Origin of the sequence: Pseudomonas brassicacearum (assembly GCF_009601685.2) — a bacterium.
In the GTDB taxonomy this organism is placed as follows: domain Bacteria; phylum Pseudomonadota; class Gammaproteobacteria; order Pseudomonadales; family Pseudomonadaceae; genus Aquipseudomonas; species Aquipseudomonas kilonensis_B.
The window spans coordinates 6274065-6299699 of record NZ_CP045701.2 but is presented as its reverse complement, the minus strand read 5'-3'; the positions used below and the strand labels follow the sequence as shown (position 1 = coordinate 6299699).

The following is a 25635-nucleotide window of genomic DNA, read 5'->3' as shown; positions in this document are numbered from 1 at the left end:
TGTGGCGAGGGAGCTCGCTCTCGCTCGACCCTGTAGGAGCTGGCGAAGCCTGCGATCTCTTGATCTTTCGCTCCAGACTCCATTGGCCTTGAAAAGATCGCAGCCTCGCTTCGCTCGTCAGCTCCTACAGGGTCGAGCGAGAGCAAGCGCCCTCGCCACAGAGGACTCCCTTGGCAGCAAAGATCAGGCCGGCTCGACCGTCCCGATAAAATTCGCCAGTTCGGCCGTCCGCGGCTCGGCGAACAACACCTTGGGATCGCCCACCTCATGGACCTTGCCCTGGTGCATGAACACCAGTTTGTCGCCGACTTCCCGGGCGAAACGCATTTCATGGGTGACCATGATCAGGGTCATGCCTTCCTTGGCCAGTTGCCGCACCACGCTGAGCACTTCATTGACCAGCTCCGGGTCCAGGGCCGAAGTGATTTCGTCGCACAGCAGCACTTTCGGCGACATCGCCAGGGCCCGGGCAATCGCGACCCGTTGCTGCTGGCCGCCGGACAAACGGTCCGGGAAGGCATCGAATTTCTCGCCGAGCCCGACCCGTTCCAGCATCTGTCGCGCCAGCTCGGCCGCCTTGGCCTTGGGCACTTTCTGGACAACTTGCGGCGCCAGCATGACGTTCTCGCCGACCGTCAGGTGTGGGAACAGGTTGAACTGCTGGAACACCATCCCGACTTTCTGCCGCAGGCTGCGCAGGTCGGCGCGGGCCGCATCGAGGTATTCGCCGTCGACTTCGATTACGCCGTCGTTGATCGATTCCAGGCCATTGAGGGTGCGCAACAAGGTGGATTTGCCCGAGCCGCTGCGGCCGATGATCGCCACCACCTGGCCTTCCTCGACACTCAGGTCGATGCCTTTGAGCACGTGATGATCGCCGTAGTATTTATGCAGGGCGGTAATTCTAAGCAGAGGCATGCAGTCTCCTTTCCAGGTAGCGCGCACTGAGGGACAAGGGGTAGCAGAGCAGGAAGTAACCGAGGGCGACCAGGCCATAGACCATGAACGGCTCGAACGTGGCGTTGGCGAGCATGCCGCCGGTCTTGGTCAGTTCGGTAAAGCCGATGATCGAGGTCACGGCCGTGCCCTTGACCACTTGCACCGAAAAGCCCACGGTCGGCGCCACGGCGATGCGCAGGGCCTGGGGCAGGATCACGTAGCGCAACTGCTCCAGCGGGTTGAGGGCCAGGCTCGCCGAGGCTTCCCACTGGCCGTGGGAAATCGAGTCGACACAACCGCGCCAGATCTCCGCCAGGTAGGCGCTGGTAAACAGCGTCAAGGCAATCGCCGCCGCCATCCAGGGGGAAATCTCCACCCCGGCCAGGGCCACGCCGAAGAACACCAGGAACAGCTGCATCAACAGCGGTGTGCCTTGGAACAGCTCAATGTAGGTACGGGCGATGTTGCGGGGCAGGGCGCTCTTGGAGATGCGCAACACCATGATCAGCAAACCGATCACGCCGCCACCGATAAACGCCACCAGCGACAGCGCCAGGGTCCATTGCAGGCCGGTGAGCAGGTTGCGCACCACGTCCCAGAAAGTGAAATCGCTCATCGGCCGCTCCCGTTGCCGCTCTTGTACAGGCAGCGGCGGCCCACCCAGTTGAGGAACTGGCGGATCAACAGCGCCATGCACAAGTAAATGAGCGTGGTCAGCGCGTAGGTTTCGAATGCGCGGAAGTTGCGCGACTGGATGAAGTTGGCGGCAAAGCTCAACTCTTCGGTGGCGATCTGCGAACAGACCGCCGAGCCAAGCATCACGATGATGATCTGGCTGCTCAGGGCTGGCCAGACCTTGCCCAGCGCCGGCAGCAGCACCACATGGCGGAAGGCCTCGAAGCGGCTCATCGCCAGGGCCGCGGCGGCTTCCAGTTGCCCCCGCGGAATCGCCTGGATGCCGGCACGGATGATCTCGGTGGAGTAGGCGCCGAGGTTGATCACCATCGCCAGTACCGCCGCCTGCCATTCGGAAATCTGCAGGCCCAGGGACGGCAAGCCAAAGAAGATGAAAAACAGTTGCACCAGGAACGGCGTGTTGCGGATCAACTCCACGTACACGCCGAAGATCGCCGCGAACGGACGAATGTTCCACGCCCGCACCACAGCCCCGACGATGCCCAGGCTGACCCCGAGCAACGTGCCGATGGCCGTCAGTTCCAGGGTGAACAGCGCACCGCGCAACAGCAGCTCGGTGTTTTGCACCACCGGTAGAAAATCGAACTGATAAGCCATGCTCAGCCTCTCAAGCGACGGTCAGAGATCGGCCGGCAGTGGCTGCTTGAGCCAGGTCTGGGCGTTTTTCTCCAGGCTGCCATCGGTCTTGGCGGTGGCGAGGATCTGGTTGACCTTGTCCAACAGCGCCGGCTCGTTCTTGTTCACGCCCACGTACACCGGCGAGTCCTTGAGTTTCACCTTCAGCGCTGGAACACGCTTGGGGTTGCGTTCGCTGATGGCGACCATCACCACGTTGCCGCTGGCGATCAAGTCGACCTGGCCGGCCAGGTAGGCGGCGATGGTCGAGTTGTTGTCTTCGAAGCGCTTGATGGTGGTGCCTTCGGGGGCGACCTTGCTCAGCTCGATGTCTTCGATGGCGCCACGGGTGACGCTGATGGTCTTGCCCTTGAGGTCGTCCAGGGTGTTGATGGCGGCGTCAGGCGGGCCGAACACGGCCAGGTAGAACGGCGCGTAGGCGCTGGAGAAGTCGATGACCTTCTCCCGTTCCGGGTTCTTGCCCAGGCTGGAAATCACCAGGTCGACCTTGCCGGTGGTCAGGAAGGGGATGCGGTTGGTGCTGTTGACTGGCGTCAGTTCAAGCTTGACCTTGAGCTGGTCGGCCAGCAGTTTTGCGGTGTCGATGTCCAGGCCGCGGGGTTTCATGTCCGGGCCTACCGAACCGAATGGCGGGAAGTCCTGGGGCACGGCGACCTTGAGGGTGCCACGCTTGACCACGTCTTCCAGGCCGTCGGCGTGGGCGGGTAGCTGACAGAGCATCAGGCTGGCAAACAGGGCTGTGAGCAGGGCGCTGCAACGCTGAATCATGGCGAATCTCCGCAATCGGTGATGTGATTTCTGCGTTCGGACAGAGCACAGGCCATGCCAAGGCGACTTTTCATCGGCCCAAGCCACGGTTTTGCTGGTGGGGAGCGGTCTTACTGGTCTGAACAGTTGCGGCGTTTTTCGCACCGTTATCGGGCATCGCTATTTATCGCCGAACCCTGCTGGGGCACGACTTGCCGGGCGCGGCGAATAGCTTTACAACTAGCCGCTCACTGGCCCGGTTCGTCTAAAAAATCATGAATTCCATCGCTCGCGCCGTTCCTGAAGTGGCCCTGCAAGCCATCCGCAAACTGATCGCCGATGAAGGCTTTGGTCCCGGGGATGCGCTGCCGTCGCAACGGGATCTGGCGCTGCAATTGGGGGTGAGCCGGGCGTCGTTGCGCGAAGCGCTGTCATCCCTCAGTGCCCTGGGCATGATCAGCGTGCAGCCGGGCAAGGGCGTGTTTGTGCAGACCCCGGTGGAGGCTCCACCCAGCGACTCGGCGTCGGGTTGGCCGTTCGCGGCCCAGGCCTCGCCAGTGGATATCTTCCAGCTGCGCTACGCCCTGGAGGGTTTCGCGGCGGGGTTGGCGGCGGTGACCCTCAGCGCCGACGAGCTGGACAGGCTGCAAGACAATGTCGAAGCCATGCGCCGGGAATTGAAGATCGGCGATTTCGACGCCGCCGCGCGGCTGGATTTCGAGTTCCATCGGCGCATCCTCTTGGCCAGCGGCAACCAGGCGATGCTGAGCATCCTCACCGCCAGCGCCGACATCTTCCTGGAGAGCCAGAAACTACCGTTCATCAGGGCGGAGCGGGCGATGGAAACCTGGCAGGAGCATCGCAAGATCCTTCGCGCCCTGGCCCGTCGGGCTTCAGGCGCTGCGCAAAAAGCCATGCAGGAACATGTACGTAACGCTGCACTGCGTACCGGGATTTCCTTCGTCGCCCCCGCGGCTTCGTGACGTCGGCCATACCCAAAGCCATCGACCGCCATAGCGAGACTCAATCAACTGCGGCTTCCTGAACCCGGGAAGGGCCGCTATGATGGGCCACGTTTTTTTGCTGACAACCCCGGAGATTTCCATGAGCAGCGATCTGATCAAACACGTTAGCGACGCTAGCTTCGAGGCTGACGTACTCAAGGCCGAAGGCGCAGTACTGGTCGACTATTGGGCCGAGTGGTGCGGTCCTTGCAAAATGATCGCTCCGGTCCTGGACGAGATTGCCGAGACCTACAAAGGCAAGCTGACCGTTGCCAAGCTGAACATCGACGAAAACCAGGAGACTCCGGCCAAGCACGGCGTGCGTGGTATCCCGACCCTGATGCTGTTCAAGAACGGCAACGTCGAAGCCACCAAAGTGGGTGCGCTGTCGAAGTCGCAGCTGGCTGCTTTCCTCGACGCCAACATCTAAGCGCCGAATGCCACTGGAAAAGCCCCGCAAATCGCGGGGCTTTTTCGTTATTCGGGGCTAGACGCTTGCAAATCCAGGTGGTACATTCGGCCCCGCACTGGTTTCTCCATTGCCCCCTGCAAGCCGTCGCCGACGCTCTCCTTTCGAATAAGTACGCGATCCTGTCGCCTTCTCCGCGGCGCGGCCTCATTAAGCCAAAAGCTTAATTTCCCCCCTCCATAAATGATTACGTCATTCCTATATGAATCTGACTGAACTCAAGCAAAAGCCGATTACCGAACTGCTCGAATTGGCCGAACAGATGGGCATAGAAAATATGGCCCGTTCGCGCAAGCAGGACGTGATTTTCTCCCTGCTCAAAAAGCACGCGAAAAGCGGCGAGGAAATCTCCGGTGATGGCGTGCTGGAGATTCTCCAGGACGGCTTCGGCTTTCTCCGCTCTGCAGACGCTTCCTATCTCGCCGGCCCAGACGATATCTACGTCTCGCCGAGCCAGATCCGTCGCTTCAACTTGCGCACCGGTGACACCATCGTTGGCAAGATCCGCCCTCCGAAGGAAGGCGAGCGTTACTTCGCGCTGCTCAAGGTCGACACGATCAACTTCGATCGTCCGGAAAACGCGAAGAACAAGATTCTCTTCGAGAACCTGACGCCGCTGTTCCCGACCGTGCGCATGAAGATGGAAGCCGGCAACGGTTCCACCGAAGACCTCACCGGTCGTGTCATCGACCTGTGCGCACCCATCGGCAAAGGCCAGCGTGGCCTGATCGTGGCACCGCCGAAAGCGGGCAAGACGATCATGCTGCAGAACATCGCGGCCAACATCGCCCGTAACAACCCTGAAGTTCACCTGATCGTGCTGCTGATCGACGAGCGTCCGGAAGAAGTGACCGAGATGCAGCGCACCGTGCGCGGCGAAGTGGTCGCCTCGACGTTCGACGAGCCGCCGACCCGCCACGTGCAGGTTGCCGAAATGGTGATCGAGAAGGCCAAGCGTCTGGTCGAGCACAAGAAAGACGTGGTGATCCTGCTGGACTCCATCACCCGTCTGGCCCGTGCCTACAACACCGTGATCCCAAGCTCCGGCAAGGTGTTGACCGGTGGTGTCGATGCCCACGCGCTGGAAAAACCGAAGCGTTTCTTCGGTGCCGCACGGAACATCGAGGAAGGCGGTTCGCTGACCATCATCGCCACCGCGCTGGTTGAAACCGGTTCGAAGATGGACGAAGTGATCTACGAGGAATTCAAGGGCACCGGCAACATGGAGCTGCCTCTGGATCGTCGTATCGCCGAGAAGCGTGTGTTCCCGGCCATCAACATCAACCGCTCCGGCACGCGCCGCGAAGAGTTGCTGACTGCCGACGACGAGTTGCAGCGCATGTGGATCCTGCGCAAGTTGCTGCATCCGATGGATGAAGTCGCTGCCATCGAGTTCCTGGTCGACAAGCTGAAGGCGACCAAGACCAACGATGAGTTCTTCCTGTCGATGAAACGCAAGTAAATCGCCAAGACAGGCCAGCAAGAGCCGGGGAAACCCGGCTTTTTGCTATCTGTGCATTCACTATTCTGGACGGGCGGCGTTAAACTCGGGCCCCCGAACGCCACGGCCATCATGAGGCTTTTGCATGCAGTATCGCGACTTGCGCGACTTTATCAGCGGGCTGGAACAGCGCGGCGAACTCAAGCGCATCCAGGTGCCGGTGTCCCCCGTCCTGGAAATGACCGAGGTCTGCGACCGCACCCTGCGCGCCAAAGGCCCAGCGTTATTGTTCGAAAACCCGACGGGGTATGACATTCCGGTGCTGGGCAACCTCTTCGGCACGCCGGAGCGCGTGGCCCTGGGCATGGGCGCCGAAGCCGTCAGCGAGCTGCGTGAAATCGGCAAGCTGCTGGCGTTCCTCAAGGAGCCCGAGCCGCCCAAAGGCTTGAAGGACGCCTGGTCCAAGCTGCCGATTTTCCGCAAGATCATTGCCATGGCGCCGAAAGTCGTCAAGGACGCGATCTGCCAGGAAGTGGTGATCGAGGGCGACGATGTCGACCTGGCCATGCTCCCGGTGCAGACCTGCTGGCCGGGCGACGTGGGCCCGCTGATCACCTGGGGCCTGACCGTTACCAAAGGCCCGAACAAGGACCGCCAGAACCTGGGTATCTATCGTCAGCAGGTGATTGGCCGCAACAAAGTCATCATGCGCTGGTTGAGTCATCGCGGCGGTGCACTGGACTACCGTGAGTGGTGTGAAAAACACCCCGGCCAGCCCTTCCCGGTGTCGGTGGCCCTGGGCGCGGACCCGGCGACCATCCTCGGCGCCGTCACGCCTGTGCCCGACAGCCTCTCCGAATATGCGTTCGCCGGCCTGTTGCGCGGCAACCGTACCGAGCTGGTGAAATGCCGCGGCAATGACCTGCAAGTGCCGGCCACCGCCGAGATCATCCTCGAAGGGGTGATCCATCCTGGCGAGATGGCCGATGAAGGCCCGTATGGCGACCACACCGGCTACTACAACGAAGTCGACAGCTTCCCGGTGTTCACCGTCGAGCGCATCACCCATCGGATCAAGCCGATTTACCACAGCACCTATACCGGTCGTCCGCCCGATGAGCCGGCCATTCTTGGCGTGGCGCTGAACGAAGTGTTCGTGCCTATCCTGCAGAAGCAGTTTCCGGAAATCACCGATTTCTATTTGCCGCCGGAAGGCTGTTCGTATCGCATGGCCGTGGTGACCATGAAGAAGTCGTATCCGGGACACGCCAAGCGGGTGATGCTGGGGGTCTGGTCGTTTTTGCGACAGTTCATGTATACCAAGTTCGTTATCGTCACCGACGACGATATCAACGCACGGGACTGGAACGACGTGATCTGGGCCATCACCACGCGCATGGACCCCAAGCGCGACACGGTGATGATCGAGAATACGCCGATCGACTACCTCGACTTCGCCTCGCCGGTGTCTGGCCTGGGGTCGAAGATGGGGCTCGATGCCACGCATAAGTGGCCCGGTGAAACCACCCGTGAGTGGGGCCGGGTTATCGTCAAGGATGAAGCCGTTACCCAACGGATCGATGCCATCTGGAATCAGTTAGGAATAGATTGATGCGTGTAACCTTGCAGCCTTCCGGGGCGGTGCTGGAGATTCGGCCCGCCGAGCGGATTCTCGATGGTGCGCGGCGCCTGGGCTATGAATGCCCGCAAAGCTGCCGCAACGGCAACTGCCACGTCTGTGGCGCGTTGTTGGTGGAAGGCCGTGTGGAACAGGCGGGCGAGGTGCGCGATCACGGTGAGATCTTCACCTGCATCGCCGAGCCGCTGGAGGACTGCGTGGTGTTGTGGGATGGCGTGCTGTCGCCGGGTGAGCTGCCGGTACGCAACCTGGCGTGCCAGGTGGTCGAGTGCGCCGACGTGGGGGGCGATGTCTGGCGGGTGCGCCTGCGTGCGCCGGCCGGCAAGCCGCCACGCTATCACGCCGGGCAGTACCTGATGATCGAACGGGAGAACGGCGAAAAATCGGCCTTCTCCCTGGCCTCGGCACCGCATTCGGGGCGCGAGCTGCAATTGCACGTATTGGTGCGCGAAAGCAGTGCACAAGCCTTGCTGGAGCAACTGCGACGCAACCCCAGCGTGCGTATCGAGATGCCTTTTGGCGACACGCATTTGTCCGAACTGCCGGACGGACCGTTGGTGTTGATCGCCGCCGGAACCGGCATGGCGCAGATGCACAGCCTGATCGAGCATTGCCGGGCGGCGGGTTTCAAGCACCCGGTGCACCTGTATTGGGGGGTGCGCCGGCCGGAAGATTTCTATGAAATCGAGCATTGGGACGAATGGAAAAAACTGCCGAACCTGTTCCTGCACAAAGTCGTCAGCGACTTGTGCGGCTGGGAAGGGCGCTGCGGCATGCTCCATGAGGCCGTGTGCGAGGACATCCGCGATCTTTGCGGCGTGCACGTCTACGCCAGCGGCTCGCCGGCCATGATCTACGCCACGCTCGATGCGCTGGTGGAAGCTGGAATGGACGCCCACCAAATGCGCGCCGACGTGTTTGCGTATGCGCCGCGGGCTTGAATCGCATTCATCTACCCAGGCTTAGTGAGCTTTTTGTGGCGAGGGGATTTATCCCCGCTGGGCTGCGAAGCAGCCCCAAACCAGGCAACTCAGTGTGCCAGGAAGATTGAGTTCACTGCATTAGGGCTGCTGCGCAGCCCAGCGGGGATAAATCCCCTCGCCACAGGAGTGGGTGCTACCTTTCCGTCGATATAACTTCATATATTTCGTTTCGATATTTAGTCTCTAGGCTAGATACCGATAACGTATATAGAGTGCGGGATGGCATTTAACTTGCCTTGATCCCGATAAACGTCAACTGCATGACGGGCGTCCCTTCACCTTCCGACCCGCGAGGAGCCAAACGCTACCGGCCATGACCGCTATCGAATCCGCCATTACCTGTGCCCTGTATCCACCACGACTGGAACTGGGGCCGCAGCTGACCCGTGAGCAACTGCTCGCCTCGATGCAATTGACCATGAGCCTCCACCAGGGCGGTCCGGTCTGGCTCTTCGCGTACGGTTCATTGATCTGGCGGCCCGAATGCACGGCGGTGGAGCGGATGCGCGGCCGGGTCCATGGTTATCATCGCGGTTTGTACCTGTGGTCCCACGAGCATCGCGGTACACCGGAGTTGCCGGGGCTGGTGTTCGGGCTGGATCGCGGCGGTTCGTGCAGCGGTTTCGCCTACCGATTGCCGCAGGAGAATCTCGAGGACTCGCTGTTTGCCCTGTGGCAGCGCGAGATGCCGGTCCCGTCCTATCGTCCGCACTGGCTCACTTGCCGTCTCGAGGATGGCAGCCGGGTGCAAGCCTTGGGGTTCGTGCTGGAGCGACACCTGCCCAGCTATGCCGGCAACCTGCCGGACCATGTGCTGAGCCAAGTGTTCGAAAGCGCCTGTGGGCGTTACGGCACCACTCGCGATTACGTCGAGCAGACCATCCACGCCCTGCGCAGCCACGCCATGCCAGACCGGAATCTGGAGGCGCGGCTCAAGCGCTGCAAATCAGCGCTGGATCAGGCGACCGCTTCGCGGCTCTGACTGGCGATTTGCTTGTGCCACAGGGTTGGCGCGAGGAAGGCCATCGCCAGCAGGCAAGCGCTAACCAGTAGGATGAAACCGCCATCCCAGCCGTAATAGTCCACCGTGTAGCCCATCATGGCACTGGCCGCGACCGAACCACCGAGATAACCAAACAGACCGGTGAAGCCGGCAGCCGTGCCCGCCGCTTTCTTGGGCACCAGTTCCAGTGCCTGCAGACCCACCAGCATGACCGGACCGTAGATCAGAAAGCCGATCGCGAACAGCGAGATCATATCGACCATCGGGTTGCCCGGCGGATTCAGCCAGTAAACGATCGTCGCAACGGTCACCAATGCCATGAACACCATGCCCGTCAGGCCACGGTTGCCCCGGAAGATCTTGTCCGACATCCACCCGCACAGAAGCGTGCCGGGAATGCCGGCCCACTCGTACAGGAAGTAAGCCCAGGACGTCTTGTCGAAGTTGAAGTGCTTGACCTCTTTAAGGTAGGTCGGCGCCCAATCCAGGATGCCGTAACGCAACAAGTAGACGAAGACGTTGGCCAGCGCGATGAACCAGAGCATTTTGTTGCGCAGCACGTATTTGACGAAGATGTCCTTGGCGCTGAATTCTTCTTCGTGGCTGGCATCGTAGCCTTCCGGGTAATCGTTCTTGTACTTCTCGATGGGTGGCAAGCCGGTCGATTGCGGCGTGTCGCGCATGGCAATGAAGGCAAATACAGCGACCAGCAGCGCCACCGCTGCCGGTACGTAGAATTTGCTGTGCCAGTCGTTGAACCAGCCCATGCCAAGTATTGCCAGTGGACCGATCAGGCCGCCGCCGACGTTGTGGGCGGTGTTCCATACCGAAACCACACCACCGCGTTCTTTCTGCGACCACCAGTGCACCATGGTGCGCCCGCTAGGTGGCCACCCCATGCCTTGGGCCCAGCCGTTGATGAACAACAGGATGAACATCATGGTCACGCTGGAGGTTGCCCACGGTGCGAAACCGAAAACAAACATGACACCGGCGGACACGATCAGGCCAAAGGGCAGGAAGTAACGAGGATTGGAGCGGTCGGACACGATGCCCATCAAAAACTTGGAAAGGCCGTAGGCGATTGCGATCGCCGACACCGCCACCCCCAGCTGGCCTTTTGTATAGCCTTGGGCGATCAGATCCGGAAACGCCAGGGTGAAGTTCTTGCGCAGCAGGTAGTAACCCGCATACCCAATGAAAATCCCGGCGAAGATCTGCCAGCGAAGGCGTCGATAGGTGCTGTCTATTTTTTCTTCAGGCAATGGAGCCTGATGTGCGGCAGGGCGAAAGAAAGCAAACATTCAAGAGCTCCAAATTTCTTGTTTTGACTGCGGATGCGAATGTTACAGTTTCGTTACCGAAAATAGCATCGGTTCGCATCAACAAAAAAGCGGGAATTTTGGAGATACAGTGTTCTTTTATGAACATGTCGCTCAGGTATAAATGAAGGGCGGTATGGGAATGGCGAAACCGGGTCGTAGGGTTGCGGCCCGGTATAAACAGTTTTAGGTAAGCAATCAGCGAACCTGCACCACCACCTTTCCGACCGCCTTGCGTTGGCCAAGATCATTGATGGCTTGTGCCGCATTGCTCAGCGGATACACCTGTGACACCAGTGGCTTGAGCTTGCCTTCGGCAAACCAGCCGAACAATTGCTGGAAGTTGGCGGCGTTGTCCTGGGGCTGGCGTTGGGCGAAGGAGCCCCAGAACACGCCCACCACGGCGGCGCCCTTGAGCAGGGCCAGGTTCACCGGCAGTTCGGGGATGCGTCCGCTGGCAAAGCCCACCACCAGCAACCGGCCGTTCCAGGCGATGGCGCGGATGGCCTGGTCGAACAGGTCGCCACCCACCGGGTCGTAGATCACGTCGGCGCCCTGGCCGTCGGTGAGGCGCTTGATTTCATCCTTCAGGTTGGTTTCGGTGTAGTTGATCAATTCGTCGGCGCCGGCGGCCTTGGCCACGGCGAGTTTCTCTGCGCTGCTGGCAGCGGCGATCACCCTGGCGCCCATGGCTTTGCCGATCTCCACCGCCGCCAGGCCAACGCCGCCCGAGGCGCCAAGCACCAGCAGGGTTTCGCCGGGTTGCAGGTTGGCCCGTTGCTTGAGGGCGTGCATCGAGGTGCCATACGTCATGCTGAAGGCGGCGGCGGTGTTGAAGTCCATGGATGCGGGGATCGGCAACACGTTGTAGCCAGGTACCGCCACCTGTTCGGCAAAGCTGCCCCAGCCGGTCAACGCCATGACCCGGTCACCGACCTTGAGATGATTGACCTTCTCGCCCACCGCGCTGACCACGCCAGCGGCTTCGCCGCCGGGGGAAAACGGGAAGGGTGGCTTGAATTGGTATTTGCCCTCGATGATCAGCGTGTCAGGGAAGTTCACCCCGGCGGCATGCACGTCCAGCAGCACTTCGTTCTTCTTGGCGACGGGGCTGGCGACGTCTTCCAGCACCAGCGATTCGGCGGGGCCGAATTCTTTGCACAGCACGGCTTTCATCAGGGCTATTCCTTTGGGAGTGATGGCCGATAAGTGTAGGTGTGAGAGACAACGGGTCAACGAGCATGCCCTGCCCTGATAGCCGGCTATAAGCTTGTGCTTGAACGGCGGGGCGGTATGCTGGGCCGCAAACCGGATGAGGAATCAATTGTGAAAGCGTGGATCATGTTGATGCTGGCCCTGTCGTTGCCTGTGGCAGCGATGGCCGAAGAGGGCAAGGAAGCGAAGGAAGGCGAGGCGCCGAAGGTCAGTTACATCACCCTCAGCCCACCCTTTGTTGGCAACTATGGGCTCGACGGTTCGGCGAAGCTGAGGGTCTACAAGGCCGATGTAGCCCTGCGCGTGACAGGAGATGCCGCTGCAGCAGCGGTCAAGGCCAATGAGCCGTTGATTCGCAACCAGTTGGTAGCGCTGTTTGCCCAGCAGACCACCGAGGCCATGAATAACCTGGAAGCCAAGGAAAAGCTGCGCCAGGAAGCGCTGAAGCAGACCCAACAGGTGATGAGCGACGAAACCGGCAAGCCGATGGTTGATGACCTGTTGTTCAACAACCTGATCATTCAGTAAACCGGCTCGATCGCAGCCTTTGGCAGTGCCGGATCTCCTGGCGCTGCCCAAGGCTGCTTTTTTTCGTCAAGACGCCAGGCTTTTCCGAAACCGGGCCAGGGCGATGACAAAGAACAATAGCCCGATGGCCGCCAGCGCCAGCAGGTCCGGCCAGATCACACCAGGGCCGGCATCTCGGAACAGGATCGCCGCGCTAAGGCTGACGAAATGCGTCGAGGGCGAGCCTTGCATCACCCATTGCAACCATTGCGGCATGCTGTCCAGCGGTGTACTGCCGCCCGACAGCAGTAGCATCGGAATGATGACCGGGATCGCCAGCAAGCCGAATTGCGGAGTCGAACGGGCGAGGGTGGCGAGGAAGATACCCAGTGAGGTGCTGGCGAACAGGTAGAGTGCAGTCACCAGCAGAAAGAGCACCATGGAGCCGGCAAGTGGAACCCCCAGGGCGAACTTGACGATGATTTCCAGCGACGCCCAGGTGCACAGCACCACTACCAGCAGGTTGCTCCAGATTTTCGCCAGCATGATTTCCACTGCCGTCAGCGGCAGCACCAGCAAGTGGTCGAGGGTGCCGTGTTCGCGCTCGCGCAGCAACGCGGTCCCCGTCAGGATGATGGCCAGGATCGTGATGTTGTTGACGATCTGGATCACCGCCAGGAACCAGCCACCTTCCAGGTTGGTATTGAACAGCGAACGCGTGGTCAGCCTCACGGGCGTTGCTTCGCTCGTTTGTGCCTGGCCGGCGTAGGTCGTCAGTTCCTGCTGGAAAATCCGCCCGATGTAGCCGGCGCCCATGAACGCCTGGCTCATGGCCGTGGCATCGACATTGAGTTGCAGTGTCGGTTCGCGTCCTGCGAGCAGGTCGGCTTGGAAGTTGGCGGGCACGTTAATGACAAAGGTGTAGCGGCCACTGTCCATGACCTTGTCCAGTTCGGCATAGGGCAAGGCCACCGGGTTCTGGAACTCCGGCGGTTGCAGGACCTGGGCCAATTGACGCGAAAGGTGGCTCTGGTCTTCGTCCACTATTGCGACACTGGCGTTGTGGACACCGATTACCGAACCGGCGGCTGGCATGTAGATCGCCACCGTGAAGGCGTAGCCTAAAAACAGCAGCAGGACGGAGTCGTAGCGCAGGCTGGTCAGCTCCTTGAGCCCCAGGCGCCAGATATGTGAAAGCGTGTGCATCAGGCCTCCTGCTTTTTCAGCATGATCAGGCTGAGCCCGGTGAAGGCCAGGAAAAACCCGCCCAGCGCCAGGCATTGCGGCCATAGCTGGCGCAAATCCAGGGCCTTGGTGAAGGTGCCGACGGCGATATCCAGGAAGTAACCGGCGGGAAACAACTGGCCCATCACCGAGGCCGCACCGTCCAGGGATGAACGCGGCACGATCAGCCCCGAGAACTGGATGGTCGGCAGGCTGGTGATGATCATGGTGCCGAGGATCGCCGCGATCTGGGTGCGGGTGAACGCCGAGATCAGCAGCCCCATGCTGGTGGTCGCCAGTACATAGAGCAGGCCGCCCACCGCCAGCGTCAGGCCGCTGCCCTTGAACGGCACGCCGAACAGCCAGCGGTTCATCGCTGTCAGCAGGGCGAGGTTGATCAGGCTGACCACAAGGTAGGGCACTTGTTTGCCCAGCAGGAACTCCAGGCGGGTCAGCGGCGTGGCGTAGAAATTGGTGATCGAGCCCAGTTCCTTCTCCCGCACGATGCCCAGCGCCGTCAGCATGGCCGGAATGAACGCCAGGATCAGCGCCATCACCCCCGGGCCGATGGCGTTGACGCTGACCACGTCCTGGTTATAACGAAAGCGCGTCTCCAGTGTCGCACCGGGTTGCCGGGTCGGCGCGCGGCTGCTGAATTCAGCCAGTTGCTCAAGGTTGGCCTGGTGCACGGCCTGGACGTAGTTGCGACTGGTCTCGGCCCGGAACGGTATGCCGCCGTCCAGCCAGGCACCCACTGTCGGCTGGCGGCCGGCATAAAGGTCACGACCGAAACCGGGGGGTATTTCCAGGGCCAGCTTGATCTCCGAGCGCTGCAAACGGCGGTGCAGCTCCTTCGCGTCGAGAATGATCGGCTGCTCCTCGAAGTAGCGCGAACTGCGAAACGCTTCCAGGTAGGCACGGCTTTGCGGGCTCTGATCCTGGTCATACACGGCGAAGGCCAGTTTCTCCACATCCAGGGAAATACCGAAGCCAAAGACCACCATCATGAACAAGGCCCCCAGCAGGGCGAATGCCATCCGCACTTTGTCGCGCAACAGTTCCTTGCCCTCCCGGCTGGCGACGGCCCACAGGCGACCGAGGCTCAGGCCGCGCCGGTCACGGGGGGCGTCGGCACTGTCGAGGGTCACGGGGGCGGCGTCTTGTTGCGTCTGGCCCTGGGCTTTTTCCAGGCAGGTGACGAACGCGGCTTCCAGCGTCTGGCCGTTGAACTGCGCCTGCAAGGCCGCCGGTGTATCACAGGCCAGGACCTTGCCAGCGTGCATCAGCGAAATGCGATCGCAGCGCTGGGCCTCGTTCATGAAGTGCGTGGAAAGGAAAATCGTCACGCCCTGTTCGCGAGACAACTCGATCAGCAGTCGCCAGAAATCATCCCGTGCAGCCGGGTCGACACCTGAAGTCGGTTCATCGAGGATCAACACTTCCGGGCGATGCAACACCGCCACCGCCAGGGACAAACGCTGACGCAGGCCCAACGGCAGCGCGCCGGAAGGCTGGTCCGCCAGAGCCTGGAGATTGAAGCGCTGGATCAGTTCGTCGATGCGTTGGCGGCTCTGCGTTGTGGGCAGGTCGAAGAGTTTGGCGTGCAGTTCCAGGTTTTGGCGCACGCTCAGTTCGCCGTACAGCGAAAAGCTCTGGGACATGAAACCCACCCGCTTGCGGGTGGCGAGGTCCTTGGCGTTGACCGGGTTGCCCAGCAGCCGGGCGCTGCCTTCGCTGGCGGGGATCAGTCCGGTCAGCACCTTCATGGTGGTGGTCTTGCCGCAACCGTTGGAACCCAGGAACCCAAAGATCTCGCCGCGACCAATCGCGAAGCTGACGTTGTCGACGGCCGTGAAATCACCGAAGCGCAAGGTGAGGTCGTGGGCTTGGATGGCAATGTCGGTGGTGTTGGCGCTCCTGGGGGGAATCACCAGCGGTTCGGCGTTGCGACCGCTGTCGCCTTGGAAATGGGTGAAGGCCGAATCGAGCTTGCCGTCCGGGGTGACCTTCGCCAGCTCGGTACTCAAGCCCTTGGCGATCAAGCGACCGTTATCGAGCATCAGGCAATGCTCGAATTGTTCAGCCTCTTCCATGTACGCGGTGGCGACCAGCAGGGTCAGTTGCGGGCGTTGTCGGCGCACGTCTTCTATCAGTTCCCAGAAGCGTCGCCGGGACAGCGGGTCCACGCCGGTGGTGGGTTCGTCGAGAATCAGCAGGTCCGGTTCATGGATCAGTGCGCAACACAGGCCGAGCTTCTGTTTCATGCCGCCGGACAGTTTGCCCGCCGGGCGATCGGCAAAACGCTGCAGATCAGTGGCCAACAACAAGGTGCCCATGCGTTGTTCGCAGTCTGCCCGCGATAACCCGAACAACGTGCCGAAGAACCGGATGTTCTCGCGTATCGACAGGTCCGGGTAAAGGTTACCCCCCAGCCCCTGGGGCATGAAGGCAATGCGTCGGTAGAGGGTGTTGCGATGGCGTCGGTCGTCGATCGAGGCACCGAGCACGTCCAATTGGCCGTGCTGGAGTTTCTTCACTCCGGCAATCAGCCCCAGCAGGCTCGACTTGCCGGCGCCGTCCGGGCCGATCAGGCCACAGCGAGTGCCGACCGGCAGGCTGAAGGTGATATCGCTCAACGCCACCTGCTGGCCGTAGCGATGCTCGATGCCCGAAGCGTGCAGTGCCTCACCGAGGGCGATGGTCATTGCAGGTTGGCCGGCCAACCGATGGGGGCGGTGCGTACATAGCCGGCGCCGGGCATGCCGGGTTTGGCCTGGGGCATCTCGCCGGGTTGGGTCAGGCGTACTTTGACGCGGAACACCAGTTTCTGCCGCTCATCACGGGTCTCGACTTCTTTGGGGGTGAACTGGGATTTGGCTGCGACAAAGCTGACCTTGGCCGGCAGCGGCCGCTCGGGCAGGGCGTCGAGCAGCAGTCGCGCTTCATCGCCCACCGTCAGTTTCCCGGCCACCGACGCCGGCAGGTAGAGGTTCATGTATTGGTCGTTCGGATCGATCATCAGCAGTACTCGGCCACCGGCACCCAGCACTTCACCTGGCTCGGCCAAGCGCAACTGGATCACGCCGTCGAGTGGTGCCCGCAACGTGCTGTCGTCTATTTCGCTGGTGAGTTGGGCCACTTGAGCCAGGGTCGCGCCGATGGCGGCCGTCGCTGCCGATACCTGGGCCCGGGCAGCGTTGACCGCAGCGTTGGCGGTGTCGACTCGGGCCTGTTGCTGGTCGATGACCTGGGCGCTGGCGTAACCGCGCTTGAACAGTTCCTGGGTTCGCTTGAGTTCCTGATGGGCGAGCAATTGTTCGCTCTGGCGCAACTGCACGTTGGCTTCGGCGGCGGCAAGGTTCTGCCGGGCACGCACGACTTCGGCCTCTGCCTGGTTGCGCTGGGCCTCCAGGGTGCGGGTGTCCATGCGCGCCAGCACTTGGTCTTTGATGACGTTGTCGCCTTCGTCGACATGCACTTCGGCCAGGCGCCCGGGTGTCTTGCTGGCAATCTGGACTTCGGTGGCCTCCAGGCGCCCGTTGCCCATGCTCAGGCCTTCCGGAAGGCGATCGTGGCGTGATTTCCAATAGCCGAAACCACCAGCGGCCAGCAATACAGTCATCAAGGCGAGGGCAAAAAAGCGAGAGGTACGATGGTTCGTCGACATATCCAGCATCCTGCGGCTATAGCATCGAAGTCTGCGGGATCAACGACCGATCCAGCTTGATATCCATCAACTCATCGGCGATCAGCGCAGGGCAATCACCGCGGCCCATTGTTCAGGCGTGACAGGCATCACCGACAGTCGCGAGCCTTTCTGCACCAGCGGCATTTCAGCCAGGGCGGTCTGTTGCTTGAGGTAGTCGAGCTTCAGCACGTGGGCAAACGTTTCGACGTGGGCCACGTCGATCGCGGTCCAGGGGTTTTTGTCCGGGCCGGCCTTGGGGTCGAAGTAATGGCTGTCAGGTTCCAGCGCTGTTGGGTCGGGATAGGCTGCGCGGACGATCCGGCCGATCCCGGCAATGCCTGGCTCGGGGCAACTGGAGTGATAGAAAAAGAACGCGTCCCCCACCGCCATGGCCCGTAGGAAATTGCGCGCCTGGTAGTTGCGAACCCCGTCCCAGCGTGCCTGGCCGAGTTTTTCCAAACCTTGGATGGATAATTCGTCGGGCTCGGACTTCATCAGCCAATAGGCCATGATTGCTGCTCCTTGGCGGTGTTGAAAAAAATAGTTCAGCGATTTTATGACAAACCGACAGTCGGTTGACGCCAGAGTTTGCGTGTCGGGGCCGGTTGCCGCAAAATGCCGGCCTTCCAAGCTTGACGCTGCTGCACGGCCAATAAGAAAACCGCTGCTGTCATCGTGTGTGATCTGCCTTGAGGGGGGCAATCGATGAAACGCAAACCGGATTTGTTGTGGATCTTAGTCATTCTGTTCGGTCTAGGTGTCGTGACCACGGGTTACGCCCAAAGCCTATGGGCCAACAAGACCACCGATGCGCCGATGGAAATCACCCAGTCCGCGCCATCGCTCAAACGCTGAACCCGCTTTCCTGGCGCCGCTGATTATTGCGGCGTCTACCCCGCGATATACCAATGCTTGTCGCTGACCGTTCCCTGCAGCGGCACGTCCCAGCTCGCCTGTGCCAATCGTTCGACTTTCTGGCATTCATGGGCCAGCCCCAATAGCGTCGGCTTGCGCCACTGCTTGCGCCGTGCCAGGTACGCCAGGCTGCGGTCATAGAAGCCGCCGCCCATGCCCAGCCGGCCTCCCGCATCGTCGAACCCCACCAGTGGCAACAACACCAGGTCCAGCGTCCAGACCTTGCGTTGCCGGGCGATGTTCTTGCGCGGCTCAGGAATACGAAACCGGTTGGGCTGCATTTTTTCGCCGGGGTGGATGCGCTGGAACACCATTTTGGTCTGCGGCCATGGGCTGAGCACTGGCAGGTAAGTGGCCTTGCCCCGGCGTTGGGCGGCGCGCAGCAGCAGGCGCGGGTCGATCTCGCCGTCGTTGGGCAGGTACAGGGCGATGTGGCGGGCGCGGCGAAACAGCGGATGCTGAGCCAGTTGTTTGTACAGCCCGCGGGCGGCTTGCCGTTGCTGGGCGGGCGTCAGGGCGCGACGGGCCTGGCGCAGCAGGCGGCGAAGTTGCGGGCGGGGCAGCAGCGCAGGTTCGGTCATATCAGAGCTTCACGCGGTGACGATGCCACAGCGTAACCGCAAAACAGGCTGCTCAGAAATGCCTGCGCCAGAAACGACAATGCCAGTCCACATGGACTGGCATTGTCTGGAGTCAGGCTCCCCGGATGAACCGCTGTCGGCTTAGCCCTTGAACCCGAAAGTTCAAGGTGGAAGTTGCAGGGGGCGTTAAGGCTTTCCGTCAAGCGGACATGCACACCGGCCCCAACGTGCAACCCCCGTGGTTGTGCGTATCGGCTCAGGGACATCACCAACTGGCAAGCACCCCAGGGAGTGAAGCGAGTATACCCCAGGCAGCCTCGCGAATCAGCCTTTGCTGACGTCTGGATCGGTGGCGAGCACCAGATCTACCCGATCGAGCAGGTCGCGCACCTGTTCACGGGTCGAGCCGCTGACCTGTACGTCCGGCGTATCCTGGCGATGCAGCAGGTCGTGGGTGATGTTCAAGGCGGCCATCACCGCGATGCGATCGGCACCGATGACTTTGCCGCTGCTGCGGATCTCGCGCATCTTACCGTCCAGGTAACGGGCGGCGCTCACCAGGTTGCTGCGCTCTTCCTGGGGGCAGATGATCGAATACTCTTTGTCGAGGATCTGCACGGTAACGCTATTGCTTGAACTCATGAGTCTTGCTCCAGGGCCTTGAGGCGCGAAATCATCGATTCGACCTTACGTCGGGCGATTTCGTTTTTTTCAATGAGGTGCGCGCGTTCCTCGCGCCAGGTTTTTTCCTGAGCTAATAGGAGTCCGTTTTGGCTCTTAAGTTGCTCGACCCGGTCAATTAGCAGTTCGAGTCTGGCCATCAGCGCTTGCAGGTCGGTGTCTTCCATTGTGTCCACTGAAGATTGTGTCTGATGGAGGGTATGGGTCGCACAGCCTCTGATAGTCTTGGCGAGTCTGTCGATGTAGGATACAAGGCCTCCATTCTAGACATAGCGCCGTCTGGCGCCTAGCTGCCCATGCCCATTCAGAATTCCCCGTATCAAGCATTCGCCACCCTGCTGAGCACCAGCGGTCATCCTGTCTCGCCTGCCGAACTGCATGGCCTGCTGCTCGGTCGCAGCTGCGCCGGCGCCGGTTTCGAAGCCGACGGCTGGTTGGCCGACGCCGCCGAGCTGCTGGAAGGCGAACCGGCTGACAACGTCCGCAACGCGCTTATCGGCCTGCAGGAAATGGTCAAGGGCGAGCTGACCAGCGACGACATGACCGTCGTCCTGCTGCTGCCCACCGACGACGCCCCCTTGGCCGAACGCGCCGCTGCGTTGGGCCAGTGGTGCCAGGGCTTCCTTGCCGGCTTCGGCCTGACCCGCCGCGAATACGCCTTGAGCGAAGAGGCCAAGGAAGTGTTGCAGGACTTGGCCGCGATCTCCCAGGTCCAGGATGCCCTGGAAGAGTCCGATGACGGCGAAAGCGACTACATGGAAGTGATGGAGTACCTGCGGGTCGCGCCATTGCTGCTGTTCACCGAGACCAAGAAAACCGATGCAGCGGCCCCCAAGCCATCCTTGCATTAATTTTTAGAGGGAACCCCGTCTGCCCATGATTCATATCCCGAAATCGGAATACAGCCGTCGCCGCAAGGCGCTGATGGCGCAGATGGAACCCAACAGCATCGCAATCCTGCCCGCCGCCGCCGTTGCCATCCGCAACCGCGACGTCGAGCACGTCTATCGCCAGGACAGTGACTTCCAGTACCTCAGCGGCTTCCCCGAGCCGCAGGCGGTGATCGTTCTGATGCCTGGCCGCGCCCATGGCGAATACATCCTTTTTTGCCGCGAGCGCAACGCCGAACGTGAATTGTGGGATGGCCTGCGCGCCGGCCAGGAAGGGGCGATCCGTGACTACGGTGCCGACGACGCGTTTCCCATCACCGACATCGACGACATCCTGCCAGGCCTGATCGAAGGCCGCGACCGGGTGTATTCGGCCATGGGCAGCAACCCGGAATTCGATCGGCACCTGATGGAATGGATCAACGTGATTCGCTCCAAGGCCCACCTCGGCGCCCAGCCGCCGAACGAATTCGTTGCCCTGGATCATCTGCTGCATGACATGCGCCTGTATAAAACGGCGGCAGAAGTGAAAGTGATGCGCGAAGCGGCGCGGATCTCCGCCCAGGCGCACATCCGGGCGATGCAGGCGGCGCGCCCGGGGCTGCATGAGTTCAGCCTGGAAGCCGAGCTCGATTATGAGTTTCGCAAGGGCGGGGCGAAGATGCCGGCCTATGGCTCGATTGTCGCGGCGGGGCGCAACAGCTGCATCCTGCACTACCAGCAGAACGACGCGTTGCTCAAGGACGGCGACCTGGTGCTGATCGACGCCGGTTGTGAAATCGACTGCTACGCCAGCGACATCACCCGTACCTGGCCGGTCAGTGGCAAGTTTTCACCCGAGCAGAAGGCGATCTACGAAGTGGTGCTGGCCGCCCAGGAAGCCGCGTTTGCCCAGATTGCGCCGGACAAACACTGGAACCAGGCCCATGAAGCGACGGTGCGGGTCATTACCGAAGGATTGGTGCGCCTGGGGCTGCTGGAGGGTGAGGTGGACGATTTGATTGCCAGCGAGGCCCACAGGGCGTTCTACATGCACCGCGCCGGCCACTGGCTGGGCATGGACGTGCACGACGTGGGTGAATACCGGGTGGGTGGCGAGTGGCGGGTACTTGAGGTGGGCATGACGCTGACGGTGGAGCCGGGCATCTATATCAGCCCGAACAACCGCAGCGTCGCGAAAAAATGGCGCGGCATTGGCGTGCGCATCGAGGATGACGTGGTAGTGACCAAAACCGGTTGTGAAATCTTGAGCCACGGCGTACCGAAGACGGTCGCCGACATCGAGGCCCTGATGGCCGCCGCCCGGACGCAAGCAGCATGAGCCGGGTCAACCTGGCGATCATCGGCGGCGGCCTGGTCGGCGCGAGTCTGGCCCTGGCCTTGCAGGCCGGTGCCAAGGCCCGGGGCTGGAAGATCATGCTGATCGAGCCCTTCGCCCCCGGCGACGCCTGGCAGCCAAGCTACGATGCCCGGTCCTCGGCATTGTCCTACGGTGCCCGGCAGATTTATCAACGCCTGGGTGTCTGGCAGGAAATTTCCCGCCGCGCCGAACCGATCAAGCAGATTCACGTGTCCGACCGCGGGCGGTTTTCCACGGCGCGGCTGTCGGCCATGGAAGAGGGCGTGCCGGCGCTGGGTTACGTGGTGGAAAACGCCTGGCTCGGCCAATGCCTGTGGCAAGGCCTGGACCCGGAGGTCGTCAGTTGGCGCTGCCCGGCACAGGTCACCCGCATGGAACCGCTGGTCGGCGGTTATCGCTTGACCCTCGACGACGAAACCACCTTGGAGTGCGACCTTGCCGTACTGGCCGATGGCGGCCGCTCCGGCCTGCGCGAGCAGTTGGGTATCGGCGTGCGCAGTCGACCCTATGACCAGAGCGCCTTGATCGCCAACATCACCCCCAGCGAATCCCACAACGGCATGGCCTTCGAACGTTTCACCGATGACGGCCCGATGGCCTTGTTGCCGCTGCCGGAGAATCGTTGCGCGCTGGTCTGGACCCGCCAGGGCATGGACGCACAACGGCTCGCAGCCCTTGACGAGCGCAGTTTCCTCAGCGAATTGCAGGGCGTGTTCGGCTATCGCCTGGGCACCCTGAAACAGGTAGGCGTGCGCCATCTTTACCCGCTGGCGCTGGTGGAGGCCGAAGAGCAGGTTCGTCCGCACCTGGCGATCCTGGGCAATGCCGCCCACAGCCTGCATCCGATTGCCGGGCAGGGGTTCAACCTGTCCCTGCGCGACGCCCAGGCCTTGGCCGATGCCTTGCTCGACAGCGAAAGCGAGCCTGGGGATTTTGCCGTGTTGCAAGCCTATCGCGAGCGCCAGCGAATGGATCAGGCCCTGACCGTGGGCTTCTCCGACCAGGTCACGCGCCTGTTCGCCAGCAGCCTGCCACTGGTGTCCCTGGGCCGTAACCTCGGCCTGTTGGGCCTCGACTTGCTGCCGCCGGCCAAGCGCTGGTTCGCCCGCCAGGCCATGGGGTTGGGGACGCGTCCCGATGCTTGAGGCCGGGGCTGTCATTTCTTTTCATGGGCGACTGATGTCGCCAGCAAAACAGGCTTAGAGCATGGAATTGCGTGCAGATCTGCTGATTGTCGGCGCCGGTATGGTCGGCAGCGCCCTGGCGCTGGCGTTGCAGGGCAGTGGCCTGCAAGTGCTGTTGCTCGACGGCAGCCCGATGAGCGTCAAACCCTTCGATCCCCAGGCCGCGTTCGAGCCTCGGGTCAGTGCCTTGTCGATGGCCAGCCAGCGGATCCTCGATCGCCTGGGCGTCTGGGACGGCATCATCGCCCGACGCGCAAGCCCCTACACCGACATGCACGTCTGGGACGGCAGCGGCACCGGGCAGATCCATTTTTCAGCCGCCAGCCTGCACGCCGAGGCGCTTGGGCACATCGTTGAAAACCGTGTTGTGCAGGACGCCTTGCTGGATCGACTGCATGACTGCGACCTGGGTCTGCTGGCCAATGCCCGGCTGGAACAGATGCGTCGTTCCGGTGACGACTGGCTGCTGACCCTGGCCGATGGCCGCACGTTGCGCGCGCCCCTGGTCATCGCGGCTGACGGCGCGAATTCCGCGGTACGCCGCCTGACTGGCGTCGCCACACGCGAATGGGATTACCTGCACCACGCCATCGTCACCAGCGTGCGCAGCGTCCGGCCGCATCGAATGACGGCCTGGCAGCGTTTCACCGACAACGGTCCGCTGGCGTTCCTGCCGCTTGAGCGTGACGGTCAGCACGACTGGTGCTCGATCGTCTGGTCCACCACCCCCGGTGAAGCGCAGCGCTTGATGGCGCTCGATGACGCTGAGTTCTGCAACGAACTGGAACGGGCCTTCGAAGGCCAGCTCGGCACGGTACTGAGCGCCGACCCGCGCCTGTGCGTGCCGCTGCGCCAACGACATGCCAAGCGCTATGTGGCCGAAGGGCTGGCGCTGATCGGCGACGCGGCCCATACCATTCATCCGTTGGCCGGGCAGGGCGTGAACCTGGGCTTCCTCGACGCCGCCGTGCTGGCCGAAGTGCTGTTGCAGGCGGCCGGGCGTGGCGAACGACTGGCAGACGTGAAGGTGCTGAGCCGCTACGAGCGGCGACGCATGCCCCATAACCTGGCGCTTATGGCGGCGATGGAAGGGTTCGAGCGCTTGTTCCAGGCCGATCCGTTGCCGGTGCGCTGGTTGCGTAATACCGGATTGAAACTGGTGGACCGCATGCCTGAAGCCAAGGCGCTGTTCGTGCGCGAGGCGCTGGGGTTGATTGGGGATTTGCCGGACTTGGCCAAGGCCTGAGAGGTAGGTTGGGGCTTATGGCCCTATCGCGGGCAAGCCTTGCTCCCACAAGCGATGACGGACGCAAACACTGCACATCTTCTCAAAGTCGCAACATTTGGAAATGTGTCCAACTATTGTTCGATTGAGATGCCAAATGTGAGTCCTTATCATTTGCGCTTCGCTCACCATCCAGAGACCGCTACCATGTTGGCAACCAGACGCCTGCTGTCCGCCCTCGCCTTGACCCTGATCGGTTCTACTGCCGCCCAGGCCGCCGATGAGGTGGTGGTCTACTCCTCGCGTATCGACGAGCTGATCAAGCCGGTCTTCGATGCCTATACCAAGAAAACCGGCGTGGCGGTGAAGTTCATCACCGACAAGGAAGCGCCGTTGATGCAGCGGATCAAGGCCGAGGGTGAGAACGCCACCGCCGACCTGCTGCTCACCGTCGACGCCGGCAACCTCTGGCAAGCCGAGCAGATGGGCATTCTCCAGCCGTTCAACTCGCCGGTGATCGACGCGAATATCCCGTCCCAATATCGCGCCTCTTCCCACGCCTGGACCGGCCTGAGCCTGCGGGCGCGGACCATTGTCTACTCCACTGAGCGGGTTAAACCTAGCGAATTGACCACCTATGAAGCGCTGGCTGGCAAAGAGTGGGAAGGCCGCCTGTGCCTGCGGACCTCGAAGAAGGTCTACAACCAGTCCCTGACCGCCACGCTGATCGAAACCCACGGGGCGGAAAAAACCGAGGAAATCCTCAAGGGCTGGGTCAAGAACCTGTCCACCGACGTGTTCTCCGATGACACCGCGCTGCTCGAGGCGATCAATGCCGGGCAGTGCGATGTCGGCATCGTCAATACCTACTACTATGGCCGCCTGCACCAACAGAAGCCGGATTTGAAGGTCAAGCTGTTCTGGCCGAACCAGGCCGACCGTGGCGTGCACATCAATCTCTCGGGCATTGGCCTGACCAAGCATGCACCGCATCCGGATGCGGCGAAGAAACTGGTGGAGTGGATGACCACGCCAGAAGCACAAAACATCTTCGCCGACGTGAACCAGGAGTTCCCGGCCAACCCGAACGTCGAGCCGTCCAAGGAAGTGGCGGCCTGGGGCAAGTTCAAGGCCGATACCCTGCCAGTGGAAGTCGCGGGTAAGCGCCAGGCTGAAGCCATTCGCATGATGGATCGCGCTGGCTGGAACTGAACCTGTGGTGAGGGAGCTCCCTCCCCTCGGGCCTGTAGGAGCCCTGTAGGAGCTATGTAGGAACTGTGTAGGAG

26 protein-coding genes and 1 other RNA gene are annotated in these 25635 nt (G+C 61.7%); 13 read left to right on the top strand and 14 right to left on the bottom strand.

From position 1 onward, the window contains the following. Nucleotides 1-183: 183 nt before the first annotated feature. Genes GFU70_RS27455 through GFU70_RS27440 form a run of 4 tightly spaced genes read right to left on the bottom strand, consistent with a single transcriptional unit; the run spans nucleotide 184 to nucleotide 3039 of the window. Complete coding sequence (locus tag GFU70_RS27455) at nucleotides 184-918, bottom strand: amino acid ABC transporter ATP-binding protein (protein ID WP_058542300.1); 735 nt, start codon at nucleotides 916-918, stop codon at nucleotides 184-186. Further along, nucleotides 905-1555: an amino acid ABC transporter permease gene (locus GFU70_RS27450; RefSeq protein WP_003206735.1), complete on the bottom strand. Its 651-nt coding sequence runs from the start codon at nucleotides 1553-1555 to the stop codon at nucleotides 905-907. The genes GFU70_RS27455 and GFU70_RS27450 overlap by 14 nt, the downstream gene beginning before the upstream one ends. After that, nucleotides 1552-2232 (bottom strand): amino acid ABC transporter permease, encoded by a 681-nt coding sequence (locus tag GFU70_RS27445; RefSeq protein WP_014340792.1) that lies wholly within the window; start codon nucleotides 2230-2232, stop codon nucleotides 1552-1554. Before GFU70_RS27445 ends, GFU70_RS27450 begins: the two co-directional genes overlap by 4 nt. A gap of 21 nt (nucleotides 2233-2253) precedes the next feature. Then, nucleotides 2254-3039: a transporter substrate-binding domain-containing protein gene (locus tag GFU70_RS27440; protein ID WP_116643627.1), complete on the bottom strand. Its 786-nt coding sequence runs from the start codon at nucleotides 3037-3039 to the stop codon at nucleotides 2254-2256. A gap of 254 nt (nucleotides 3040-3293) precedes the next feature. Here GFU70_RS27440 and GFU70_RS27435 point away from each other — a divergent pair, with 254 nt between their 5' ends. The 6 genes from GFU70_RS27435 to GFU70_RS27410 all read left to right on the top strand — a co-directional run bounded on the left by GFU70_RS27435 (nucleotide 3294) and on the right by GFU70_RS27410 (nucleotide 9536). Beyond that, nucleotides 3294-4001: a FadR/GntR family transcriptional regulator gene (locus GFU70_RS27435; RefSeq protein WP_116643628.1), complete on the top strand. Its 708-nt coding sequence runs from the start codon at nucleotides 3294-3296 to the stop codon at nucleotides 3999-4001. Between the two features lie 121 nt (nucleotides 4002-4122). Beyond that, the gene (trxA, locus tag GFU70_RS27430) at nucleotides 4123-4452 is read left to right on the top strand and encodes a thioredoxin TrxA (protein WP_003206727.1); all 330 of its coding nucleotides are present in this window, start codon (nucleotides 4123-4125) and stop codon (nucleotides 4450-4452) included. 241 nt (nucleotides 4453-4693) lie between these two features. Continuing rightward, complete coding sequence (rho, locus tag GFU70_RS27425) at nucleotides 4694-5953, top strand: transcription termination factor Rho (protein WP_003177350.1); 1260 nt, start codon at nucleotides 4694-4696, stop codon at nucleotides 5951-5953. 124 nt (nucleotides 5954-6077) lie between these two features. Then, a complete protein-coding gene (gene ubiD, locus GFU70_RS27420; protein WP_014340789.1) occupies nucleotides 6078-7544 on the top strand; it encodes a 4-hydroxy-3-polyprenylbenzoate decarboxylase in 1467 nt (488 codons plus the stop codon). Next, nucleotides 7544-8512, top strand: coding sequence for a CDP-6-deoxy-delta-3,4-glucoseen reductase (locus GFU70_RS27415; protein WP_058542296.1), 969 nt, complete (start codon nucleotides 7544-7546; stop codon nucleotides 8510-8512). Before ubiD ends, GFU70_RS27415 begins: the two co-directional genes overlap by 1 nt. Nucleotides 8513-8867: 355 nt before the next feature. After that, a complete protein-coding gene (locus GFU70_RS27410) occupies nucleotides 8868-9536 on the top strand; it encodes a gamma-glutamylcyclotransferase (RefSeq protein ID WP_058542295.1) in 669 nt (222 codons plus the stop codon). Here GFU70_RS27410 and glpT read toward each other — a convergent pair. Both glpT and GFU70_RS27400 read right to left on the bottom strand, forming a co-directional pair. Next, nucleotides 9512-10861, bottom strand: a complete 1350-nt coding sequence (gene glpT, locus GFU70_RS27405) for a glycerol-3-phosphate transporter (protein ID WP_058542294.1) — start codon at nucleotides 10859-10861, stop codon at nucleotides 9512-9514. The genes GFU70_RS27410 and glpT overlap by 25 nt on opposite strands. 216 nt (nucleotides 10862-11077) lie before the next feature. After that, nucleotides 11078-12055 (bottom strand): NADPH:quinone oxidoreductase family protein, encoded by a 978-nt coding sequence (locus GFU70_RS27400; protein WP_116643629.1) that lies wholly within the window; start codon nucleotides 12053-12055, stop codon nucleotides 11078-11080. 150 nt (nucleotides 12056-12205) lie between these two features. Between GFU70_RS27400 and GFU70_RS27395 the strand changes: the two genes are divergently transcribed. Continuing rightward, entirely contained in the window at nucleotides 12206-12622 is a 417-nt protein-coding gene (locus tag GFU70_RS27395; protein WP_057449588.1) for a flagellar basal body-associated protein FliL, read from the top strand. A gap of 66 nt (nucleotides 12623-12688) precedes the next feature. Here the strand turns inward: GFU70_RS27395 and GFU70_RS27390 are convergent, their stop codons facing one another. From GFU70_RS27390 to GFU70_RS27375, 4 genes are all read right to left on the bottom strand, one after another. Then, on the bottom strand, nucleotides 12689-13807 hold the full coding sequence (locus tag GFU70_RS27390; protein WP_116643630.1) for an ABC transporter permease: 1119 nt from the start codon (nucleotides 13805-13807) through the stop codon (nucleotides 12689-12691). Then, nucleotides 13807-16530, bottom strand: a complete 2724-nt coding sequence (gene rbbA / locus GFU70_RS27385; protein WP_058542291.1) for a ribosome-associated ATPase/putative transporter RbbA — start codon at nucleotides 16528-16530, stop codon at nucleotides 13807-13809. The genes GFU70_RS27390 and rbbA overlap by 1 nt, the downstream gene beginning before the upstream one ends. Then, the gene (locus GFU70_RS27380; RefSeq protein WP_058542290.1) at nucleotides 16527-17492 is read right to left on the bottom strand and encodes an HlyD family secretion protein; all 966 of its coding nucleotides are present in this window, start codon (nucleotides 17490-17492) and stop codon (nucleotides 16527-16529) included. Before GFU70_RS27380 ends, rbbA begins: the two co-directional genes overlap by 4 nt. A gap of 81 nt (nucleotides 17493-17573) precedes the next feature. Beyond that, entirely contained in the window at nucleotides 17574-18023 is a 450-nt protein-coding gene (locus GFU70_RS27375) for an EVE domain-containing protein (protein WP_058542289.1), read from the bottom strand. 195 nt (nucleotides 18024-18218) lie between these two features. Here GFU70_RS27375 and GFU70_RS27370 point away from each other — a divergent pair, with 195 nt between their 5' ends. Beyond that, nucleotides 18219-18368, top strand: coding sequence for a hypothetical protein (locus GFU70_RS27370; RefSeq protein WP_165826062.1), 150 nt, complete (start codon nucleotides 18219-18221; stop codon nucleotides 18366-18368). 35 nt (nucleotides 18369-18403) lie between these two features. Here the strand turns inward: GFU70_RS27370 and GFU70_RS27365 are convergent, their stop codons facing one another. From GFU70_RS27365 to GFU70_RS27350, 4 genes are all read right to left on the bottom strand, one after another. Beyond that, a complete protein-coding gene (locus GFU70_RS27365) occupies nucleotides 18404-19009 on the bottom strand; it encodes a 5-formyltetrahydrofolate cyclo-ligase (protein WP_153389059.1) in 606 nt (201 codons plus the stop codon). Nucleotides 19010-19123: 114 nt separating this feature from the next. Next, nucleotides 19124-19303, bottom strand: a non-coding RNA gene (gene ssrS / locus GFU70_RS27360) — 6S RNA. A gap of 30 nt (nucleotides 19304-19333) precedes the next feature. Beyond that, nucleotides 19334-19651 (bottom strand): cell division protein ZapA, encoded by a 318-nt coding sequence (locus tag GFU70_RS27355; protein WP_039590276.1) that lies wholly within the window; start codon nucleotides 19649-19651, stop codon nucleotides 19334-19336. After that, on the bottom strand, nucleotides 19648-19857 hold the full coding sequence (locus tag GFU70_RS27350) for a TIGR02449 family protein (protein WP_003177365.1): 210 nt from the start codon (nucleotides 19855-19857) through the stop codon (nucleotides 19648-19650). The genes GFU70_RS27355 and GFU70_RS27350 overlap by 4 nt, the downstream gene beginning before the upstream one ends. A 129-nt stretch (nucleotides 19858-19986) precedes the next feature. On the opposite strand from GFU70_RS27350, the gene GFU70_RS27345 reads away from it, so the two are divergent. The 5 genes from GFU70_RS27345 (at nucleotide 19987) to GFU70_RS27325 (ending at nucleotide 25561) form a co-directional block, all read left to right on the top strand. Then, nucleotides 19987-20541 (top strand): YecA family protein, encoded by a 555-nt coding sequence (locus tag GFU70_RS27345; protein WP_058542287.1) that lies wholly within the window; start codon nucleotides 19987-19989, stop codon nucleotides 20539-20541. 25 nt (nucleotides 20542-20566) lie between these two features. Next, on the top strand, nucleotides 20567-21901 hold the full coding sequence (gene pepP / locus GFU70_RS27340; protein WP_058542286.1) for a Xaa-Pro aminopeptidase: 1335 nt from the start codon (nucleotides 20567-20569) through the stop codon (nucleotides 21899-21901). Continuing rightward, nucleotides 21898-23085, top strand: a complete 1188-nt coding sequence (gene ubiH / locus GFU70_RS27335; protein ID WP_058542285.1) for a 2-octaprenyl-6-methoxyphenyl hydroxylase — start codon at nucleotides 21898-21900, stop codon at nucleotides 23083-23085. Before pepP ends, ubiH begins: the two co-directional genes overlap by 4 nt. 67 nt (nucleotides 23086-23152) lie before the next feature. After that, nucleotides 23153-24370, top strand: coding sequence for a 2-octaprenyl-3-methyl-6-methoxy-1,4-benzoquinol hydroxylase (locus tag GFU70_RS27330; RefSeq protein WP_193034318.1), 1218 nt, complete (start codon nucleotides 23153-23155; stop codon nucleotides 24368-24370). Nucleotides 24371-24556: 186 nt separating this feature from the next. Beyond that, nucleotides 24557-25561, top strand: coding sequence for an extracellular solute-binding protein (locus GFU70_RS27325; RefSeq protein WP_116643633.1), 1005 nt, complete (start codon nucleotides 24557-24559; stop codon nucleotides 25559-25561). Nucleotides 25562-25635: the final 74 nt, after the last annotated feature.

What these genes read in the sequence shown, in the direction of transcription:
- glpT (WP_058542294.1), bottom strand. Translation starts at nt 10,861, where the DNA reads ATGTTTGCTTTCTTTCGCCCTGCCGCACATCAGGCTCCATTGCCTGAA.
- GFU70_RS27450 (WP_003206735.1), bottom strand. Translation starts at nt 1,555, where the DNA reads ATGAGCGATTTCACTTTCTGGGACGTGGTGCGCAACCTGCTCACCGGC.
- GFU70_RS27380 (WP_058542290.1), bottom strand. Translation starts at nt 17,492, where the DNA reads ATGTCGACGAACCATCGTACCTCTCGCTTTTTTGCCCTCGCCTTGATG.
- GFU70_RS27435 (WP_116643628.1), top strand. Translation starts at nt 3,294, where the DNA reads ATGAATTCCATCGCTCGCGCCGTTCCTGAAGTGGCCCTGCAAGCCATC.
- GFU70_RS27350 (WP_003177365.1), bottom strand. Translation starts at nt 19,857, where the DNA reads ATGGAAGACACCGACCTGCAAGCGCTGATGGCCAGACTCGAACTGCTA.
- GFU70_RS27365 (WP_153389059.1), bottom strand. Translation starts at nt 19,009, where the DNA reads ATGACCGAACCTGCGCTGCTGCCCCGCCCGCAACTTCGCCGCCTGCTG.
- GFU70_RS27440 (WP_116643627.1), bottom strand. Translation starts at nt 3,039, where the DNA reads ATGATTCAGCGTTGCAGCGCCCTGCTCACAGCCCTGTTTGCCAGCCTG.
- trxA (WP_003206727.1), top strand. Translation starts at nt 4,123, where the DNA reads ATGAGCAGCGATCTGATCAAACACGTTAGCGACGCTAGCTTCGAGGCT.
- GFU70_RS27345 (WP_058542287.1), top strand. Translation starts at nt 19,987, where the DNA reads ATGCCCATTCAGAATTCCCCGTATCAAGCATTCGCCACCCTGCTGAGC.
- GFU70_RS27375 (WP_058542289.1), bottom strand. Translation starts at nt 18,023, where the DNA reads ATGGCCTATTGGCTGATGAAGTCCGAGCCCGACGAATTATCCATCCAA.
- GFU70_RS27355 (WP_039590276.1), bottom strand. Translation starts at nt 19,651, where the DNA reads ATGAGTTCAAGCAATAGCGTTACCGTGCAGATCCTCGACAAAGAGTAT.
- ubiD (WP_014340789.1), top strand. Translation starts at nt 6,078, where the DNA reads ATGCAGTATCGCGACTTGCGCGACTTTATCAGCGGGCTGGAACAGCGC.
- GFU70_RS27325 (WP_116643633.1), top strand. Translation starts at nt 24,557, where the DNA reads ATGTTGGCAACCAGACGCCTGCTGTCCGCCCTCGCCTTGACCCTGATC.
- GFU70_RS27455 (WP_058542300.1), bottom strand. Translation starts at nt 918, where the DNA reads ATGCCTCTGCTTAGAATTACCGCCCTGCATAAATACTACGGCGATCAT.
- GFU70_RS27390 (WP_116643630.1), bottom strand. Translation starts at nt 13,807, where the DNA reads ATGCACACGCTTTCACATATCTGGCGCCTGGGGCTCAAGGAGCTGACC.
- ubiH (WP_058542285.1), top strand. Translation starts at nt 21,898, where the DNA reads ATGAGCCGGGTCAACCTGGCGATCATCGGCGGCGGCCTGGTCGGCGCG.
- GFU70_RS27400 (WP_116643629.1), bottom strand. Translation starts at nt 12,055, where the DNA reads ATGAAAGCCGTGCTGTGCAAAGAATTCGGCCCCGCCGAATCGCTGGTG.
- GFU70_RS27370 (WP_165826062.1), top strand. Translation starts at nt 18,219, where the DNA reads ATGAAACGCAAACCGGATTTGTTGTGGATCTTAGTCATTCTGTTCGGT.
- pepP (WP_058542286.1), top strand. Translation starts at nt 20,567, where the DNA reads ATGATTCATATCCCGAAATCGGAATACAGCCGTCGCCGCAAGGCGCTG.
- rho (WP_003177350.1), top strand. Translation starts at nt 4,694, where the DNA reads ATGAATCTGACTGAACTCAAGCAAAAGCCGATTACCGAACTGCTCGAA.
- GFU70_RS27415 (WP_058542296.1), top strand. Translation starts at nt 7,544, where the DNA reads ATGCGTGTAACCTTGCAGCCTTCCGGGGCGGTGCTGGAGATTCGGCCC.
- GFU70_RS27410 (WP_058542295.1), top strand. Translation starts at nt 8,868, where the DNA reads ATGACCGCTATCGAATCCGCCATTACCTGTGCCCTGTATCCACCACGA.
- rbbA (WP_058542291.1), bottom strand. Translation starts at nt 16,530, where the DNA reads ATGACCATCGCCCTCGGTGAGGCACTGCACGCTTCGGGCATCGAGCAT.
- GFU70_RS27445 (WP_014340792.1), bottom strand. Translation starts at nt 2,232, where the DNA reads ATGGCTTATCAGTTCGATTTTCTACCGGTGGTGCAAAACACCGAGCTG.